The 18,765-nt window shown below is 71.6% G+C and carries 17 protein-coding genes; 12 read left to right on the forward strand and 5 right to left on the reverse strand.

Annotation, left to right across the window (positions count from 1 at the left end; translation table 11 throughout):
- Positions 1-193: 193 nt before the first annotated feature.
- The 8 genes from infA to truA all read left to right on the forward strand — a co-directional run bounded on the left by infA (position 194) and on the right by truA (position 5,020).
- Entirely contained in the window at positions 194-415 is a 222-nt protein-coding gene (gene infA / locus ACN265_RS02590) for a translation initiation factor IF-1 (protein WP_007073013.1), read from the forward strand.
- A gap of 93 nt (positions 416-508) precedes the next feature.
- Positions 509-622 carry a 50S ribosomal protein L36 gene (gene rpmJ, locus ACN265_RS02595; protein ID WP_012184307.1) on the forward strand — a complete coding sequence of 38 codons (114 nt, stop codon included), beginning with the start codon at positions 509-511 and terminating at the stop codon, positions 620-622.
- A gap of 263 nt (positions 623-885) precedes the next feature.
- Positions 886-1,266 carry a 30S ribosomal protein S13 gene (gene rpsM, locus ACN265_RS02600; RefSeq protein ID WP_091241981.1) on the forward strand — a complete coding sequence of 127 codons (381 nt, stop codon included), beginning with the start codon at positions 886-888 and terminating at the stop codon, positions 1,264-1,266.
- Positions 1,267-1,335: 69 nt separating this feature from the next.
- Positions 1,336-1,743: a 30S ribosomal protein S11 gene (rpsK, locus tag ACN265_RS02605; protein WP_030329919.1), complete on the forward strand. Its 408-nt coding sequence runs from the start codon at positions 1,336-1,338 to the stop codon at positions 1,741-1,743.
- A 14-nt stretch (positions 1,744-1,757) separates the two neighbouring features.
- A complete protein-coding gene (gene rpsD / locus ACN265_RS02610; protein WP_067301470.1) occupies positions 1,758-2,384 on the forward strand; it encodes a 30S ribosomal protein S4 in 627 nt (208 codons plus the stop codon).
- 95 nt (positions 2,385-2,479) lie between these two features.
- Positions 2,480-3,502 carry a DNA-directed RNA polymerase subunit alpha gene (locus ACN265_RS02615; protein ID WP_007073009.1) on the forward strand — a complete coding sequence of 341 codons (1,023 nt, stop codon included), beginning with the start codon at positions 2,480-2,482 and terminating at the stop codon, positions 3,500-3,502.
- Between the two features lie 34 nt (positions 3,503-3,536).
- The gene (rplQ, locus tag ACN265_RS02620) at positions 3,537-4,115 is read left to right on the forward strand and encodes a 50S ribosomal protein L17 (protein WP_421405915.1); all 579 of its coding nucleotides are present in this window, start codon (positions 3,537-3,539) and stop codon (positions 4,113-4,115) included.
- 74 nt (positions 4,116-4,189) lie between these two features.
- Positions 4,190-5,020 carry a tRNA pseudouridine(38-40) synthase TruA gene (truA, locus tag ACN265_RS02625; RefSeq protein ID WP_421405917.1) on the forward strand — a complete coding sequence of 277 codons (831 nt, stop codon included), beginning with the start codon at positions 4,190-4,192 and terminating at the stop codon, positions 5,018-5,020.
- 7 nt (positions 5,021-5,027) lie between these two features.
- Here truA and ACN265_RS02630 read toward each other — a convergent pair whose 3' ends face one another.
- Together ACN265_RS02630 and ACN265_RS02635 are read right to left on the reverse strand one after the other, a co-directional pair.
- Positions 5,028-5,840: a TrmH family RNA methyltransferase gene (locus ACN265_RS02630; protein ID WP_421405918.1), complete on the reverse strand. Its 813-nt coding sequence runs from the start codon at positions 5,838-5,840 to the stop codon at positions 5,028-5,030.
- An 8-nt stretch (positions 5,841-5,848) separates the two neighbouring features.
- Entirely contained in the window at positions 5,849-6,658 is an 810-nt protein-coding gene (locus ACN265_RS02635) for a phytanoyl-CoA dioxygenase family protein (protein WP_421405919.1), read from the reverse strand.
- Between the two features lie 155 nt (positions 6,659-6,813).
- Here ACN265_RS02635 and ACN265_RS02640 point away from each other — a divergent pair, with 155 nt between their 5' ends.
- Entirely contained in the window at positions 6,814-7,308 is a 495-nt protein-coding gene (locus tag ACN265_RS02640) for a GyrI-like domain-containing protein (protein ID WP_204924864.1), read from the forward strand.
- Between the two features lie 84 nt (positions 7,309-7,392).
- Here the strand turns inward: ACN265_RS02640 and ACN265_RS02645 are convergent, their stop codons facing one another.
- Positions 7,393-8,496: a hypothetical protein gene (locus ACN265_RS02645; protein WP_421405921.1), complete on the reverse strand. Its 1,104-nt coding sequence runs from the start codon at positions 8,494-8,496 to the stop codon at positions 7,393-7,395.
- Between the two features lie 155 nt (positions 8,497-8,651).
- Between ACN265_RS02645 and ACN265_RS02650 the strand changes: the two genes are divergently transcribed.
- From ACN265_RS02650 to ACN265_RS02660, 3 genes are all read left to right on the forward strand, one after another.
- A complete protein-coding gene (locus ACN265_RS02650) occupies positions 8,652-9,257 on the forward strand; it encodes a class I SAM-dependent methyltransferase (RefSeq protein WP_204924866.1) in 606 nt (201 codons plus the stop codon).
- Positions 9,258-9,298: 41 nt separating this feature from the next.
- On the forward strand, positions 9,299-10,978 hold the full coding sequence (locus ACN265_RS02655; protein ID WP_420117738.1) for an ABC-F family ATP-binding cassette domain-containing protein: 1,680 nt from the start codon (positions 9,299-9,301) through the stop codon (positions 10,976-10,978).
- A gap of 86 nt (positions 10,979-11,064) precedes the next feature.
- Positions 11,065-12,027: an aldo/keto reductase gene (locus tag ACN265_RS02660; protein ID WP_421405922.1), complete on the forward strand. Its 963-nt coding sequence runs from the start codon at positions 11,065-11,067 to the stop codon at positions 12,025-12,027.
- Positions 12,028-12,096: 69 nt separating this feature from the next.
- Here ACN265_RS02660 and ACN265_RS02665 read toward each other — a convergent pair whose 3' ends face one another.
- A complete protein-coding gene (locus ACN265_RS02665; RefSeq protein WP_421405923.1) occupies positions 12,097-12,639 on the reverse strand; it encodes a hypothetical protein in 543 nt (180 codons plus the stop codon).
- A gap of 75 nt (positions 12,640-12,714) precedes the next feature.
- A complete protein-coding gene (locus tag ACN265_RS02670; RefSeq protein ID WP_421405924.1) occupies positions 12,715-18,534 on the reverse strand; it encodes a ThuA domain-containing protein in 5,820 nt (1,939 codons plus the stop codon).
- Positions 18,535-18,765 lie beyond the last annotated feature (231 nt).

Here is an 18,765-nt window from a genome sequence, read left to right on the forward strand (position 1 = left end):
GGCCGGTTTGGCGACCACCAGTGGGCGGGCGTACACTTTCAGATCGGCGCACAGCGTCCACTCCGGCATGCCCACCACGCGCTTCGGTGGGAGCCCGGAGCCGCGGCTGGCGCGGGTCCCCGATGACCGTCGGGCGGCCCGTGTAAGACGTTGTGGGTCGTCCGGAACAACCGACGTCAGGACAGCGGAGTACATGCCGAAAAAAGACGGAGCCATCGAGATCGAGGGTCGGGTCATCGAGCCTCTGCCGAACGCCATGTTCCGGGTGGAACTCGCGAACGGCCACAAGGTGCTGGCTCACATCAGCGGCAAGATGCGGCAGCACTACATCCGCATCCTGCCGGAGGACCGGGTCGTCGTCGAACTCTCGCCGTACGACCTGACCCGCGGACGCATCGTCTACCGCTACAAGTAAAGCCTGACGGCGGCCGGGAAGTCCCCGTGTCCGTCTTCGACGTCCGGAGTCGCGGTCACCGCGTCACCGGGCCGGATGGGAAGTAAGGCAACCGTGAAGGTCAAGCCGAGCGTCAAGAGGATCTGCAACAAGTGCCGGGTTATCCGCCGGCACGGCCGGGTCATGGTGATCTGCACCGACCCGCGCCACAAGCAGCGCCAGGGCTGATCCGAGCCCGCCCTCCGCGTGACGGAGGGCGGCGGACCGGTCCGGGTCGCGCAGATCCGACGACAACACGTCACCAGCTCGTCCCAGCCGCGGAACGTACGCATGCGTACCTTCTCGTGGCCAACCCCCGGTCGGAGGCCGGGGCCCGCTCGGGCAGCGGCCGTCCGGTCGCCGGCGCACGACGCGCCGGACCCGGAACTGGTCGGTAGCGGGGTGGGACGGGTCCACACCTCCGCCACACATCACGAGGAGTACGCCCGCACATGGCACGTCTAGTCGGCGTGGATCTCCCCCGCGAGAAGCGGATGGAGATCGCGCTCACCTACATCTTCGGGGTCGGTCGCACCCGTGCCCAGGAGACGCTCGCCGCTACCGGCATCTCGCCGGACAAGCGCGCTCGGGACCTCACGGACGAGGAGCTCGTTCAGCTCCGCGACCACATCGAGTCGAACTACAAGGTTGAAGGCGACCTGCGCCGCGAGGTCGCCGCCGACATCCGCCGCAAGGTCGAGATCGGCTGCTACGCCGGCATCCGGCACCGCCGGGGCCTGCCCGTGCGTGGCCAGCGGACGCGGACCAACGCCCGCACCCGCAAGGGCCCGAAGCGGACCGTGGCCGGCAAGAAGAAGCCCGGCAAGAAGTAATTCCCACGCCGGCGCCCAGGCGAAGAGCCAGCAGCCGATCGAGAACCCATACAGGAGCGCAGAAGACTTATGCCACCGAAGGCTCGTGCCGGAGCCGCAGTCAAGAAGGTCCGGCGCAAGGAACGCAAGAACGTCGCCCACGGGCAGGCGCACATCAAGAGCACGTTCAACAACACCATCGTGTCCATCACGGACCCGACCGGTGCGGTCATCTCCTGGGCCTCCGCCGGCCAGGTTGGCTTCAAGGGCTCCCGCAAGTCGACCCCGTTCGCCGCGCAGCTGGCCGCCGAGGCCGCCGCGCGCCGGGCGATGGAGCACGGCATGCGCAAGGTCGACGTGTTCGTCAAGGGTCCCGGCTCCGGCCGGGAGACCGCCATCCGTTCGCTGCAGGCCGTCGGGCTTGAGGTCGGCCAGATCGCCGACGTCACCCCGCAGCCGCACAACGGGTGCCGTCCGCCGAAGCGTCGCCGGGTCTGAGAGGTTAGAGAGAGATGGCTCGTTACACCGGTGCTGACTGCCGCCGTTGCCGGCGGGAGAAGATGAAGCTGTTCCTCAAGGGCAGCAAGTGCGATGGCCCGAAGTGCCCGTTCGAGTCCCGGCCGTTCCCGCCCGGACAGCACGGCCGTGGCCGCACGAAGGAGACGGAGTACCTGCTCCAGCTCCGCGAGAAGCAGAAGGCCCGCCGCGTGTACGGCGTGCTGGAGAAGCAGTTCCGCGGGTACTACGAGGAGGCCGTGGCCAAGCAGGCCAAGACCGGTGAGGTCCTCCTGCAGATCCTCGAGTCGCGGCTCGACAACGTGGTCTACCGGGCCGGGTACGCGCACTCCCGGGACATGGCCCGCCAGCTTGTCAAGCACGGTCACTTCACCGTGAACGGCAAGAAGGTCGACATCCCGTCGTACCGCGTCAAGGAGCACGACATCATCGAGGTCCGGGGCAAGAGCAAGGAGCTCACCCCGTTCATCGTGGCGCAGGCCCAGGCCGGCTCGAAGACCGTTCCGGCGTGGCTGGAGGCGATCCCGAGCCAGATGAAGGTCCTGGTGCACTCGCTCCCGGCCCGCCAGGTGATCGACACCCAGGTCCAGGAGCAGCTGATCGTCGAGCTCTACTCCAAGTAGGGCCCGTTGCGGTGGCCCGTCCTGCGGGGCGGGCCACCGGAACAGTTTGTGTCGTGGACGTCATATAGCGGGCGTCCCGGAAGAGAAGAGAAGAAATGCTCATCAGCCAGCGACCGTCTCTCTCCGAAGAGTCGATCAACGAGACCCGCTCCCGGTTCACCATCGAGCCGCTGGAGCCCGGCTTCGGCTACACCCTGGGCAACTCGCTGCGGCGTACGCTGCTGTCGTCCATCCCGGGTGCCGCGGTCACCTCGATCAAGATCGACGGTGTGCTGCACGAGTTCACCACGATCCCCGGGGTCAAGGAGGACGTGGTCGAGCTCGTCATGAACATCAAGGAGCTCTGCGTCAGCTCCGAGCACGACGAGCCGGTCAGCATGTACCTGCGCAAGCAGGGGCCGGGCGACGTGACCGCCGGTGACATCCAGCCCCCGGCCGGTGTCTCGGTGCACAACCCCGACCTGAAGCTCGCCACCCTCAACGGCAAGGGCCGGCTCGACATGGAGCTGACCGTCGAGCGGGGTCGCGGCTACGTGACGGCGGCGCAGAACAAGCAGGCCGGCGCCGAGATCGGCCGGATCCCGGTCGACTCGATCTACTCGCCGGTGCTGAAGGTGACGTACCGCGTCGAGGCGACCCGTGTCGAGCAGCGGACCGACTTCGACCGGCTGATCATCGACGTCGAGACCAAGCCGTCGATGGGCCCGCGTACCGCGCTGGCCTCCGCCGGTTCGACGCTGGTGGAGCTGTTCGGGCTGGCCCGGGAGCTGGACGAGACCGCCGAGGGCATCGACATCGGGCCGTCCCCGCAGGACGCCCAGCTCGCGGCCGACCTCGCCCTGCCGATCGAGGAGCTGGACCTCACCGTCCGCTCCTACAACTGCCTCAAGCGCGAGGGCATCAACTCCGTTGGTGAGCTGATCGGGCGTACCGAGGCCGACCTCCTCGACATCCGCAACTTCGGTCAGAAGTCGATCGACGAGGTCAAGATGAAGCTCGCCGGGATGGGTCTGGGGCTGAAGGACTCGGCTCCGAACTTCGACCCGGCACACGTCGTGGACGCCTTCGGTGAGGCCGACTACGACACCGACGACTATCGCGAGACCGAGCAGCTCTAGTCCGCGCTGCCGCCACACCTGAGGAGCACCAAGCATGCCCACGCCCACCAAGGGCCCCCGCCTCGGCGGCAGCCCCGCGCACGAGCGGCTGATGCTGGCCAACCTGGCCACCGCGCTGTTCCAGCACGGCAAGATCCAGACCACCGAGACGAAGGCCCGGCGGCTGCGTCCGCTGGCCGAGCAGCTCATCACCAAGGCCAAGCGGGGCGACCTCGCCTCCCGCCGTCGGGTGCTGGGCGTCGTCAAGGACAAGGACGTGGTCTACTCCCTGTTCGACCAGATCGCGCCCCGGTACGCCAACCGCAACGGTGGCTACACCCGGATCGTGAAGACCGGCCCGCGCAAGGGTGACGCCGCTCCGATGGCGATCATCGAGCTGGTGGAGGAGCTTCAGGTCGCCGAGCCGAAGGCGAACAAGAAGACCGCCGCCCGCAAGTCCGCCCAGCAGGACAAGGTCGAGGCGCTCGCCCCGGCCGAGGAGACCCCGGCGGCCCCGGCGGCCCCGGCCGACCAGGACTCCGAGGCGCCGGTCTCGGCGTCCGGTGACACCGCCGCCGCCCGCGAGGACAGCGACGAGGCTACCGAGACCGAGGCCACCGAGAAGAAGGCCTGAGCAACGGCAGCACCGTCGGGCCCGGCACCCCTTCCTGGGGTGCCGGGCCCGACGTCATGAACGGGAGGTACGAGATGGACGAGCGGATCCGGCTGCGGCTGGACGTCTCGTACGACGGCACCGACTTCTCCGGCTGGGCCGCCCAGCCGACCCGGCGCACGGTGGCCGGGGTGCTGGTCGCGACGCTGGACCTGGTGCTCGGGGCGGGCACCGTGACCGGCCTGACCGTGGCCGGGCGGACCGACGCCGGGGTGCACGCCACCGGGCAGGTCTGCCACCTCGACCTGCCCGCCGCCGTCTGGGCGGAGCACCGGGAGCGGCTGCTGCGCAGGCTGGCCCGGCTGCTCCCCGGTGACGTCCGGGTCCGGGCGATGACGGAGGTGCCCGCCGACTTCGACGCCCGTTTCTCGGCCACCTTCCGCCGGTACGAGTACCGGGTGACCGACGCCGCGTGGGGTGCCGAGCCGCTGCGGCGGTGGGACACCCTCGCCTGGCCCCGGGCGTTGGACCCGGCCGCCCTGAACGTCGCGGCGGCCGGCCTGGTCGGGGAGCACGACTTCGCCGCGTACTGCCGGCGCAAGGAGAACGCCACGACGGTGCGCGAGGTGACCCGGCTGGACTGGCGGCGGGACCCGGACGGCATCCTGGTCGCCACCGTGCAGGCCGACGCGTTCTGCCAGGCGATGGTGCGCAGCCTGGTGGGGGCGATGCTGACCGCCGGGGACGGTCGACGTCCGGTCGGGTGGCCGGCGGGGCTGCTCGCCCGGCGGGAACGCTCGAGCGAGGTGACGGTCGCGCCGGCGCACGGGTTGACCCTGGTGGCCGTCGGCTATCCGGCCGACCCGGCCGACTACGCCGACCGCGCCGACCGGACCCGCCGGTTGCGGCTGCCGGTGGAGTCCTGACCCGGGGCTACCGGCGGGCGGCGGCGCTGCGCTGGCGTGCCGACTCGTAGAGCACGACGGTCGCGGCGGCCGCCGCGTTCAGGGAGCTGGCGGCCCCGGACATCGGCACCCGGACGAGCTGGTCGCAGGCGTCCCGCCAGCCGACGCTGAGACCGGTGGTCTCGTTGCCGATCAGGGTCAGCGTGGGCTGCGTGAAGTCGTAGTCGGCGGCATCCAGTGTGGCGTGCTCGTCGGCGCCCGCGATGCCGATGTGGACACCGCCGGCCCGCACGTCGGCGACCCAGGACAGCACCGCCTGGTGCGAGGGTGCCCGGACCACCGGCAGCGCGAACAGTGAGCCGGTGCTCGCCCGTACCGCCTTCGGGTCGTACACGTCGGCGGCGTGGCCGGTGACGACGACGCCGGACGCGCCGAAGGCGTCCGCGGACCGGATGAGGGTCCCGATGTTGCCGGGGCTGGCGGGCCTGTCGAACACGACGGTGAGCATGGTCGGCCCGACCGGGATGCGGCGCAGGTCGTCCTCGGGTAGGGCGACCACGGCCAGCAGCTCCGGCACCGTGTCCGCCTTGCCGCCCAGCTCGTGCATCAGGTCGGGGGCGACGGCGTACCGCTCGGCCCGGACGGTGTCCAGGGTCGCGCGGGCCCAGCCGGAGAGCTGGGCGTCGGCGTCGTAGAGCAGCTCCCGGACCTGCCAGCCGTGTTCGACGGCCATCGCGATCGGGCGTACGCCCTGCACGAGGAACTCGCCGCGACGCTGCCGCTTGGTCCGGTTGCGCAGCAGGGCCTCCCACTGCTGGAACCGCGCGTTGCGGCCACTCACCCGTCCCCTCACCGGTGGTCCCGCCTCCCCGGTACCGCAGGGTCGGGGGTGTCCTGCCCGAGTCCCCGGCGGATCGCGATCTCCACGGGCGAGTACGCGCCGTCGGGTCGTTCCAGTTCGTACGGTGCCGCCGGCATCAGCGGCGGCTGGGCCATGAAGCGCGGTCGCGTCCCGTGGTGCGGCTGTGCCGCGTGCACCAGGAACGGATGGCAGAGGAATACGTCACCCGGGGACCCGGTGGCCAGGGCGACCGGCCGGTGGTCCGACGCCGCCACCAGGTCGGGCGCGAGGTCGAGGCCGCTCGCCCCGTCCTCCCCGTACTTCTCGAGCACCTTCGGCACGTCGAGGTGTGAGCCGACCCTGATCCGGGTCGGTGCGTCCTCGTCACCGACCTCGCTGAACAGGAACAGCATCAGCAGTGCCCGATCCCGGGAGCGGATGTTCGTGAAGTACCAGTTCGCGCCCTCCGGAAGGTAGCTGCCCTCGATGTGCCAGCCCGCGTCGTCCGGCTCGTCGGGGTGCGGGAAGCGCAACGGGAACGTGCCCAGTGAGTAGCGCGGCTCCCAGCGTCCCGCGCCGACGAGCAGGTCGTAGGCGTGGTGGAGGAACGGGGAGTTGGGTGCGGCGGCGAACGGCCCCTGCGCCATGCCGGGCACCCAGTGCACGGGTTTCGTCCAGGTGTCCGGGTCGTCCGGGTCGCAGCCGGTCTCCCGCCACAGCAGCCGCGCGCAGTCCGTGGCCACGCGCGGCGCGACGGCGCCCGCCAGCTTCACGAAACCGTCGCGCAGGAACCGGGATACCAGTGTCGTGTCGTCCATGCGCCCATCGTGTGGCGGCACCGGTACCGACCGCCCGACACTTCCCGCTCCGCTTCTGTCGGGTGTGCCGCCCGCGCGTCGGCCCACGATACGAACGACCGGGTCGCCCCGCACCACGGCTCAGGTTCCGCCGCAGCGCCGAAGGGAACGAACGCATGGACACCCGCATCGTCGGCCGTCCCGCATTCCGGCTCGTGGGGCACGCCACCCGGGTTCCCCTGATCCACCGGGGCGTCAACCCGTACATCAAGCGGCACGTTGCGGCGCTGCCGGCGCAGGAGCACCTGCGCCTGAAGACACTCGGTGACGCCGAGCCGGCCGGTCTGCTCGCGGTCTGCGACGACCTCGACGCGGACTACGACGAGGGCAGCGAGTTGACGTACCTGCACGGGGTGGCCGTGTCCCGGTGCACGCCGGTCCCGGCCGACCTGGACGTGATCGAGGTGCCGGCGGGCCGTTGGGTGGTCATCCGGGTCGTGGGGCCGTATCCGCAGATCCTGCAGCGGACCTGGGCGGCTGCCGCGACCGGGTGGTTCCCCTTCAACCCGTGGCGTCTGCGGCCGGGCCCGGAGATCGTCGCGGTGCCCGAGCCGACGGACGACCCCGGTAGTCCGACCCGCGAACTCTGGTTGCCCGTCGAACCGGCGTAGCGACCGGGCACGCCGCCGGCCAGTCCCAGGCCGGCTCCTCAGGCGCAGGCCCGGCCGCTCCGGCCGGGCCTGCGTCGCCGGCGGTCAGTCGCCGGGCAGTTCGTCGGTGTCCGGGTCGTCGCCGGGCGGGGAGGCGGTGGGCGTCCGGCGGGTCTCGGCGGACGGGGTGGCCGAGGCGCCGCTGGCCTTGGCGGTGGGCTGGTCCACGCTGACGCCGGCCGCGCGACGGTCCAGCACCCCCTTGTCCAGGTGCAGCTCGATCAGGTCGTAGATGATCTCGCGGACGTCGCGGTCACCGGCCGGGACGGCACCGGCGTCGTCCCGGGTGACCAGGCAGTAGGCGACGTAGTGGCCGCGTACCTGCCAGGCGACACGGGCGGCGGCGGTGGCGACCGACTCGGTGTCCTCCCCGGCGGGCATGCCCCGGAACCGGCCACGCCGGTCGTCGAGCAGCGGCCTGATCCGTTCCCGGACGCGTTGCGCGGTGGCCAGGTCGGTCAGGTTGAGCAGGCCGGCGGTGAGCAGGTGGTCGCCGTCGGGGGAGCGCAGGGTGGCCCGGACCACCTGGCTGCATCCGAGGGTGACCAGCAGGTCGGCGATCTCACCGGTGGCGGCCACGGCGCAGTTCGCGCCGGCCTGGGTCTTGAGCACCTGGTACTCGTGCCGGTCGACGCCGACGACCAGGGTCTTGTCGGGAAAGACTTCCTTGACGGTCAACGGCTGCCGGTCGACGTCCCGGGAGTCCAGCGGACCGGTGGCGGCCTGGTCGGTCGGGGCGGTGCTCACCGTCGCCGTCGGCGCCGCCCCGTTCTGCGCCGGGTCGTCGGTGGCGGTGCGGTCGATGAGCAGCAGGGCACCGCCGATGCCGCAGAGGCCGAGCAGCATCAGCACCGCCGCCCCGCCGACGGCGATCTGCCAGAGCCGGCCGCCGCGGGCGTCGCCGGAGCGGCGGGACCGGGACCGCTGCGGCGCGGACGTCGGGGCGGGCACCTGGACGGCGGAGCGGATCGGGACGGGATCGGCCTCCGGCGGTGCCGGCCGGGTGGTCCGGGGCAGGGAGGGGGCCGGGAAGCGGGACGGGGAGGGCCCGGCCGGTGCGGTCGGGCCGGGTTGCACCAGCGGCAGGTCCGCCCCGGGCCGCGGGTTCTCCTCAAACGCGTCCTCAGCGGACTCGTACCGATATACCATGTCGCCCAGAGTAGGGTTCATTGCCCCTTTAGGGGATAAAACTAGGAAATACCGCGCATGGCGCGTCGGGCCACCGGACCACCACCCCGGCGACCCCACCGGGCACACCGACCGCCGACGACGGGACCGGTCCGGGCCGGTGGAAGAATGCCCCGGTGACCGGCGACCACTACTTCACCCCGGAGCCCAGCGCCCCGGCCCACCCCCGCGAGGTCGAGTTCCACGTCGCCGGGCGCGACTACACGCTCGTCTCCGCCAGCGGGGTCTTCTCCGCCGCCCGGCTCGACCCCGGCACCGCCGTACTGCTGCGCAAGGCCGCGCTGCCGACCGCCGACACCGGCGGTCACCTGCTCGACATCGGCTCCGGGTTCGGGCCGATCAGCTGTGTGCTGGCCGACCTCGCGCCGACCGCCACCGTGTGGGCGGTCGACGTCAACGCGCGGGCCCGCGAGCTGACCGCCGCGAACGCCGCCCGCGTCGACGCCGCCGACCGGGTGCACGCGGTCGCCCCGGACGAGGTGCCGGCCGAGGTCACCTTCACCCAGATCTGGTCCAACCCGCCGATCCACATCGGCAAGCCCGAACTGCACGCGCTGCTGCGCCGCTGGCTGCCCCGGCTCGCCCCGGACGGCGTCGGCTGGCTGGTGGTGGCCCGGCACCTCGGCGGCGACTCGCTGCACCGCTGGCTGGGCGACGAGGGATTCACCGTCGTGCGGCAGGCCAGCCAGCGGGGCTACCGGGTGCTGCGGGTCACCAGGTAATCGAGTGTCGCCCGGCCCCGCGACTCGGGCAGGATGCCGACGTGGGATACGTGGACGTGGCAGCGGTCGGGTACATCCTCCCGGACGGTCGGGAACTCTTCGCCGACGTGTCGTTCCGGGTCGGTGAGGGCGCCAAGGTCGCCCTGGTCGGGCCGAACGGCGCCGGCAAGACGACGCTGCTGCGGATGGTCGCCGGTGACCTGCCGGTGCGTACCGGCGTGATCGCCCGATCCGGTGGGCTCGGCGTGATGCGGCAGTTCATCGGCATGATCGGCGACGAGTCGACACTGGCCGACCTGGCCCTGTCGCTGGCCCCACCGGCGCTGCGCGCGGCCGGCCACCGGCTCGCCGACACCGAACGGGCCATGCGCGAGGCCGAACTGCGCGGCAAGTACAGCACCGCCGCCGGCAAGGCCCAGCTGGCGTACGCCGACGCGCTGGCCGCCTGGGGTGAGGCCGGCGGGTACGACGCCGAGGTGCTCTTCGACACCGTCACCACCACCGTGCTCGACCTGCCCTGGGACGCCTCCCGGGACCGCCCGGTGCGCACCCTGTCGGGCGGGCAGCAGAAGCGCTTCGCCCTGGAGCTGCTGCTGCGCGGCCCCGACGAGGTGCTGCTGCTCGACGAGCCGGACAACTTCCTCGACGTACCCGGCAAACGCTGGCTGGAGCAGCGGCTGCGTGAGTCCACCAAGTCGGTGCTGTACGTCTCGCACGACCGGGAACTGCTCGCGCACACCGCCGACCGGGTGGCCGCCGTCGAAGGGGGCAGTGCCTGGGTGCACCCGGGCGGCTTCGCGAGCTGGCACGAGGCCCGTACGGCCCGGCACGCCCGCCTCGACGAACTGCGCCGCCGCTGGGACGAGGAACACCAGAAGCTGCGCGAGCTGATGCTGATGTACAAGCAGAAGGCCGCGTACAACGACGGGCTCGCCTCCCGCTACCAGGCGGCACAGACCCGGCTGCGCAAGTTCGAGGAGGCCGGGCCGCCGCCCGTACCGCCGAAGGACCAGGACATCCGGATGCGGCTGGCCGGCGGTCGGACCGGCAAACGCGCGGTGATCTGCGAACAGCTGGAGCTGGACGGCCTGACCTACCCCTTCGACCTGGAGCTGTGGTACGGCGACCGGGTGGCGGTGCTCGGGGCCAACGGCACCGGCAAGTCGCACTTCCTGCGCCTGCTGGCCCGGGGCGGCACCGACCCCGACCCGGCCAACGGCCCGGTGGACGGGGCCGCCGCGCTGGCCCCGGTGGCCCATGCCGGGGTGGTCCGGCTGGGTGCCCGGGTCCGGCCGGGGCACTTCTCGCAGACCCACGACCGGCCGGAGCTGATGGCGAAGACCCTGGTCGAGGCGCTGTGGCGCGGTGACGAGCACCGGGACGGGATGGACCGGCACGCGGCGATGGCGGCGCTGAGCCGCTACGAGCTGGCCGGCCAGGGCGACCAGCGGTTCGGCACCCTCTCCGGCGGCCAGCAGGCCCGGTTCCTGGTGCTGCTGCTGGAACTGTCCGGGGCCACCCTGCTGCTGCTCGACGAGCCGACCGACAACCTCGACCTGGCCTCGGCGGAGGCGTTGGAGGCGGGACTGACCGCCTTCGCCGGGACGGTGGTGGCGGTCACCCACGACCGCTGGTTCACCCGCTCGTTCGACAGGTTCGTGCTGTTCCGGGGCGACGGCGACGTGGTGGAGACCCCGGAGCCGGTCTGGGACGTCGGCTGAGCCGGTCGCGCTCACCGTGAGGCGACGACCACGCCTGGTCATCGGGCGCGGTCGTCGCCGGTCAGGGCCGCTCCGGGCGGCATAGGGTGGCTCTCGTGACTGAGATGACCTACCGCCGGCTGGGCGACTCCGGGCTCGTGGTGTCCGTGGTCGGCATCGGCTGCAACAACTTCGGCCGCAAGCTCGACATCGACGGCACCCGGGCGGTGGTCGACGCCGCGCTCGACGCCGGGATCACCTTCTTCGACACCGCCGACATCTACGGTGAGCCGCCGGGCGGCTCGGAGGAACTGCTCGGGCAGGCCCTCAAGGGGCGGCGCGACGACGTGGTGCTGGCCACCAAGTTCGGCATGTCGATGGGCGGGCGCAACGGCCGCGACTTCGGGGTACGCGGCTCCCGGCGGTACGTGGTGCGGGCCGTCGAGGCGTCGCTGCGCCGGCTCGGCACCGACCACATCGACCTGTACCAGCTGCACGAGCCCGACCCGGACACCCCGGTCGACGAGACGCTCGCCGCCCTCGACGACCTGGTCCGTGCCGGCAAGGTGCGCTACCTGGGCAACTCCAACTTCTCCGGCTGGCAGATCGCCGACGCCGACTGGACGGCGAAGACCCGGGGGCTGACCCGGTTCATCAGCGCGCAGAACCACTACAACCTGCTCCACCGGGACGCCGAGGTCGAGATCATCCCGGCCTGCGAGCGGTTCGGCCTCGGACTGCTGCCGTTCTTCCCGCTGGCCAACGGCCTGCTCACCGGCAAGTACCGGCGCGACAGCGCCCCGCCCGCCGGCAGCCGCCTCGCCGGTGGCGGCCGGTACGCCGAACGGCTCGCCGCCGCCCGCTGGGACACCATCGAGGCGCTGGAGGCGTTTGCCGCGCAGCGGGGGCTGACGCTGCTCCAGGTGGCCATCGGCGGGCTGGCCGCCCGCCCGGCGGTGGCCTCGGTCATCGCCGGCGCCACCACCGCCGAGCAGGTCCGCGCGAACGCCGCCGCCGGCGGTTGGCAGCCCACCGACGAGGACCTCGACGCGCTGGACGCCCTGCTCTGAGCACACCGGCCGGACGCGGTCGGGCCCGGACACCGTCGCGGTGTTCGGGCCCGACCGGTGACGCGGTGCTCAGCCGCCCAGGCCGGCCGGTTCGTCGGACCCGGGGTGCGCCCGGCGACGCCACCACAGCAGCGTCAACCCGGCGACGACCACCACGGCGAGGCCGCCGGCCCACCACCGCCACCAGACCGTTCCGGTCTCCCGCGCCCCGGTCGCCGGGCGTTCGACGGCGACCGGCGACGGCGACTGGGCCACCCGGGCCTGCACCTGCGCGGTCGCCGTGCTCTGGTAGGGGGCGGGGGCGCTGACCGTCACCCGCCAGTCGCCGGGGGAGAGCAGCGGGCCGCTGCTGTAGAAGCCCTGCCCCTCCCCGGACGGCTCGATCTGCACCGGCCCGGCCGTCCGGCCACCCTCGCCCTCGGCGGTCAGGGTGAGCCGGACCGGTTGGTCCAGCCGGTGTCCGTCGGCGTACACGGCCATCACGGTCACCCCGCCGGCACCGTCACCGGCCACCGTCAGCTTGACCTTCCCGCCGTGCGCCGCCGCCGGCCCCGCCGGCAGGGCCACCAGGGCCGCCACGACCAGCGCGGCGAGGGCTCTCAAGCTACGCATCGACGTCTCCCTTCCGATGTGGAGGGGCCGCCCCCACCGTCGGTGTCGACGGTGGGAGCGGCCCCGTGGTGCTCCTTACAGCGAACCGCCCTTGGCGATCCGGGTGGGGTCGGCACCGAGCCGGCCGGCCCCGTCGACCGACTTGTTGTTGTTCGCCTTGACGCCGGCCTTGGTGGCCGCGCCGCCGAGCCGGACGATCATGGCGTCGGCGTCACGGACCAGCACGTCCCGCACGTCGGTGTCGGTCACCACCGCGGTGTCGGTGGCCAACGCCTTGAAGGCGGTCAACTGCTGCACCGCCCGCTTGTCGTTGCCCGCCGCCTCGGACTCCCGCACCGCGTCCAGCTTGTTGGACAGCTGACGGTGCGCCTTGGTGGTGAGTCGTCCGGTCGCCTTGAACCGGTCCAGCAGGTTCTGCATGTCCCGGAACGAGGTGGTGACGAAGAACCGGACCGTCGAGGTGGTGGAGTTGCCCGCCTTGTCGGTCGCGGTCACCGTCAGCTCGTGCAGGCCGAGCGGCAGCTCGTACAGCGCCTGCAGGGTGCCGCTGGTGTACGCCCGGCCGTCCAGCACGCCGGAGGTCGTCTTGATGCCGGAGGTCGGGTCGACCGCCTGCCACGAGATCCGGACGTCCTGGCTGTCACCGTAGAGCTGGCCGTCGGCGATGCCGGAGACCAGCAGCGTCGGCTTGGTGCCGTCGATCTTCACGACCGCCGACTTCAGCGCCTCGACGTTGCCGGCGGCGTCGGTGGCCCGGTACAGCAGCTCGTGCGTGCCGTCCCCGGTCACCTCGACCGGCGTGGTGTACGCCGTCCAGGCGCCGCCGTCGAGCGACCACTCCAGCTTCTTCACCCCGGAACCGGCGTCGGTGGAGGTGATGACCACCGGGACGGTGCCGTTGTGCCAGCCGTCGTCGTTGGCCGGGGCGAACGACGCCGAGCTGACCGGCGCGGTGGCGTCGATCTTCACGGCGACCTTCTTCGTCGCCTCCACGTTGCCGGCCGCGTCGGTCGAGCGGAACCGCACCTCGTGGGTGCCGTCCCCGGTGACCTGCACCGGCTCGGTGTACGCGGTCCACGTGGTGGCCCCGTCGAGCTGGTACTCGGTGCTCGCCACCCCGCTACCGCCGGCCTCGTCGGCCGCCGCCAGCGTCACGGTGACCGGGCCGGTGTACCAGCCCTCGGTCGGGGTGCCGGAGACGGTGGCCGTGGTCACCGGGGCGGTCGTGTCGGCCGCCTTGGTGGAGAGCCGGAAGTAGTCGAACGAGGCCGTCTTCGAGGTGGCCGCGTTCGCGCCGAGGGTGAACAGACCGATCTTCGGGGTGGCCCCGACGGCGGTGTTCGTCACCGTCTCGAACGTGGTCCACTCCTGCCCGTCCGCCGAGTAGGACGCGGTGAAGGTGTCACCGGCCCGGGCGAGGCGCAGGTACCACACCCCCGAGGTCAGGTTGGAGACCTGGGGCTGCGGGTTCTGCGTCACCCCGGCGAGTTCGCCACGGAACTCGATCCGCCGGGAGACCGCCTGCCCGGCCTGGTTGTCCACGATGTAGTCCAACTTGACGTAGTTGTCGTCGTCGGCGTGGACGATCAGACCGGCCTGCTGGTACTGCTCGGCCAGCGCGCTGCCGTCGACCTTCGTCTCCAGGGTCCAGTCGCCGCTCGGCGCGGTCTGGAGGATGAAGTTCGTCGGACCGGTGTTGCTGGTGCCGTAGATGTCACCCTTCGGCACGTCGATCTTCAGTGCGCCGTCGGCCACCCGGTAGGCGGCCGGGTCCTCCCGGAGCACCGCGTTCCACCGGCACTTGTCGAGCGTGGTGCCGGTGAACTCGTCCGACGGGCTGACCGGGCCGGCCGGGGCGTCCGGCGAGACCAGGAACGAGTCGAACACCGCGTCCACCACCGGGGCGGTGGTGCCGCCGTTGAGGGCGAGCAGACCGATCCGGGGGTTGGTGATGCCGGCCAGCGCGGCGGACCGGCCGACCGGGGTGAACGTGGCACCGTCGGTCGAGAACTGCGCGGTCAGGTTGGTGCCGTCGCTGATCAGCCGCAGCCAGATGGTGTCACCGGCCGGGGCGGCCACGGCGTCGGCCGCGTCGTTGCGCGGAGTCCCGGCGGTCTCCCGGATGAACTCCACCTTGCGCGACCCGCCGTAGAGCAGGTCCACCTTGGCGTAGTTGTCGTCGTCGCCGTAGATCAGCAGGCCGGCCTGCTGGTAGTCGGCGGTGACGGGCACGGTGACCTTCGTGGTGGCCTGCCAGGCCCCGCTGGGTGCGGGCTGGAGCACCAGGTTGGTCGCGTCGTTGCGGGAGCCGTACAGGTCACCGGAGGAGGTGGGCAGCCGCAGCGACCCGCCGGAGACCGAGTAGAGCTGGTTCTCCCGGACCACCGTCCAGCGGTCCTTGTCCAGGGTGTTGCCGGTGAACTCGTCCGACCGCGCCCCGAGGCAGGAGTTGTTCGGCGCGTCCACCTTGACCGGGACGGTCGCGTAGGACTTCGCGCCCCGGCTGTCCGTCACCGTCAGGGTGGCGGTGAAGGTGCCCGGGGTGGTGTAGGTGTGGGTGGCGTTCAGGGTCGTCGCCGTCCCGCCGTCACCGAAGTCCCAGGCGTACGTCAGCGGGGTGTCACCCTCGGTGTCGGTGGCCGTGCCGGTGAAGGTCACGGTGACCGGCGCGGTGCCGGTCGCCGGGGTGGCGGTGGCCGTCACCTGCGGCGGCGCGTTGTCGGTCACGCCCCGTCCGATGAAGTCCATCCAGTTGACGTTGAACAGCGAACCCGCGCCACCGGCGGGGTCCTTGGCGACGAAGTACAGCGCGCCCTCGGCACCGGCCGTCACCGGCGCGGTCACGTCGACGAACTGCTGCCAGCCGCCCGTGCCGGGCACGGTGGCGGTGGCCACGACCGGGCCGTCGACGGCACCGGCGTGCACGTCGATCCGACCGCCCTGGACCTCGGAGGCCACCCGGAACCGGATCTGCTCGACCCCGGTCAGGTTGGCCGGGACGAGCGACCACCAGTCGCCGTCCTCGATGAAGCCGATGTTCTGGCCGCCACCGGCGGGGTCGCTGGTGGTCTCCTTCTGCACGCCCGGGTCACCGCCGCCGGTGCTGCCCGGGGCCCGCCCGGTGGCCGTGAAGTACTCGGCCTGCTTGCGCTTGGGCTGGAGGATCTCGATCGCCCGACCGGTCAGCGGGCCGGCGCCGCCGGTGCCGCCGTCGTCGGTGTAGGTGGCCTCGAAGACCGCGAAGACGTTCGCCTCCGCGCCGTGCCCGGACGCCAGCGAGGTCTGCACGGTGCCGGTGCAGCCGGTGTGCTGCTCCAGCGGGTGGGCGTGCTCGTCGTGGCCGAGCAGCACCTGCAGCTGCACCCGGTCACAGTCGACGGTGCCGTCCTCCGGGTCGGTCACCTTGATCGTGTACTTGACCTGGTCGCCCCACTCGAAGAAACCGCCGCTGGGCGGGAACTCGATGGTCACCGTCGGGGCGGTGTTGCCGACCGTCACCGGCACGTTCGCCACGGCGGTACGGCCCTTGGGGTTGGTGACGGTGAGCTGCGCGGTGTAGTCGCCGGCCGCGGTGTAGGTGTGGGTGGGGTTCGCCTCGGTGGAGGTCTGCCCGTCACCGAACTTCCACGCGTAGGTCAGCGTGCCGCCGTCCGGGTCACGGGACCCGGCGCTGGAGAACTTCACGGTCAGCGGTGCCGCCCCGGAGGTGGGGTCGGCGCTGGCCTCGGCGATGGGGGCGCGGTCACCTGCGGTGTAGTCGATCCGGTAGATCCCGGAGTCGTCGTTGTTGCCGCCGAAGCCGGTGCCCCACTCGATCATGTAGAGCGCGCCGTCCGGACCGAACTCGAAGTCCATCGGGCGGATCATCGGCATGCCGGTGAGCAGCTGGTTGATGTCGATCAGCGTCTTGCCGTCCGCGCTGACCTGCATCGTGTACATCTTCGACTGGTTCCACTCGCCGAGCAGCGCCTTGCCGTCGTAGTACGCCGGCCACTTGCGGCTCGACGTGCTGTCGGCGTCGTAGCGGTAGACCGGGCCGCCCATCGGGGCGCCGCCGCCGCCGATCTCGGGGAAGCGCGGGTCGCCGGCGTAGCCGTAGTCCACGGTCGCCGCGATGGCCGGCGGCAGGTTGGTCAGGCCGGTGTTGTTGGGCGAGTCGTTGACCGGCGCGGCGCAGTCGAACTTCGCCCCGCTCGGCCCGGACGGGAAGGTGTAGTCGTTGTACGCCTTGTTGTTGCCGGTGCAGTACGGCCAGCCGTAGTTGCCGGCCGTGGCGACGATGTTCCACTCCACCAGGCCCTCGGGGCCACGGTTCGGGTTGGCCGCCGAGGCGTCCGGCCCGTAGTCGGCGACGTAGAGGGTGTCGGTCTTCTGGTCGACGCCGATCCGGAACGGGTTACGGAAGCCCATGCCGAAGATCTCCGGACGGGTCTTCGCGGTGCCCGGGGCGAACAGGTTGCCCGTCGGGACGGTGTAGGTGCCGTCGTCCTCCGGGTGGATCCGGATCACCTTGCCGCGCAGGTCGTTGGTGTTACCGGCGCTGCGCTGCGCGTCGTAGTCCTGCCGGCCGGCCCGCTCGTCGATCGGCGTGAACGCGTTCGACTCGAACGGGTTGGTGTTGTCGCCGGTGGCGAGGTAGAGGTTGCCCTTCGAGTCGAAGGTCATGCTGCCGCCGGCGTGGCAGCAGGTGTTGCGCTGGGTGTCGACCTGGAGCACGACCTTCTCGGTGGCCTTGTCGATGGTGTCACCGTTGACGGTGAACCGGGACAGGTAGTTGCGCGGGGCGCCACCGGCCGGTGCGTAGTACAGGTAGATCCACTTGTTGGTGGTGAAGTCCGGGTCGAGGCGCAACCCGAGCAGGCCGTCCTCGTTGCCGGTGAACACGTCCAGCCGGGTCGCGGTGACCGTGTTGCCGGTGTCCGGCTTCACGATCTGCACCCGGCCGTCACGCTCGGCGTAGAACACCCGGCCGTCCGGAGCGATGTCCAGCTCCATCGGGTTGTTGGTGTTGCTGTCGAGGGTGATCTTCTCGAAGTTCGAGGTCTTGGTGGCGCCGCAGTCGGCGTTCTCGACCCCGGCCGCGGTGCGGATGCCGCCGAGCAGGTGGCTGAGGAACTCCGGCTCGGTGTACGACGCCTGGGTGTGGCCGCCACCGGTGTACCAGGAGCGACCGCCGTCGTAGTCCTGGCACCAGGCGGTGGGGTGGTCGGCGCCCATCGCGCCGGCACCCGGGCTGTAGGACTTCTCGTCCAGGCTGGCCAGCACGTGCACCTTGGAGCGGGGGTTGGTGCGGAAGTTGTACCACTCGTCGAACCGGGACCAGCGGGCCGGCAGGTCGGCGGTCGACGGGTGCGCGGGGTCCTCGACCTTGACGGTGGCCTGCTGGTTGGCCGGGTGGCCGGAGAAGTACGCGCCGACCAGGTTGCCGTACCAGGCCCAGTCGTACTCGGTGTCCGAGGCGGCGTGCACACCGGCGTAGCCGCCGCCGGCCTTGATGTAGCGCTCGAACGCGGCCTGCTGGGTGGCGTCGAGCACGTCACCGGTGGTGGAGAGCCAGATCACCGCCTGGTATTTCGCCAGGTTGGTGTCGTTGAAGGCGGCTCCGTCCTCGGTGGTGTCGACGGTGAACCCGTTGTCGGTGCCGAGCTTCTGGATCGCGGCGATGCCGGCCGGGATGGCGTCGTGCCGGAACGCGGCGGTCTTGGAGAAGACCAGGACCGAGAAGGGTTCGGCGGCTGCTGCCGCCGGTGCCGGTGCGGCCTGTGGCAGGGCCGCCGCGACGGGAGCGGCCTGGGCGGCGGTGCCGCCGATCAGGCCGCTGGCGAGTAGGGAGAGGGCCAGTAGACCGGCACCCAGTGGGCCGCGACGTGCGCGGCGATGGCGGGATGGAGACACTCCATGCTCCTTTTGTCCGTGCTGGACAGTGGTGGGGGCATGGGGACGACTCGCCGCAGACCGTCCCCGGTCGGATCGGTGTGGGCCCGCCGAGGTCCGCACCAGTGGCGATCAGGTGCGGGCCACGCCGAGGCTCCGCACCGGAATAATGTCGATCGGTTGAACAAATTAGCGCCGCTGGATTGGTTTCCGGCAAGGCATGAGCATGTAACGATTCGGTATCGGCGACTC

The organism is Micromonospora sp. WMMD730 (assembly GCF_049178955.1).
Taxonomy (GTDB): Bacteria; Actinomycetota; Actinomycetes; order Mycobacteriales; family Micromonosporaceae; genus Micromonospora; species Micromonospora wenchangensis.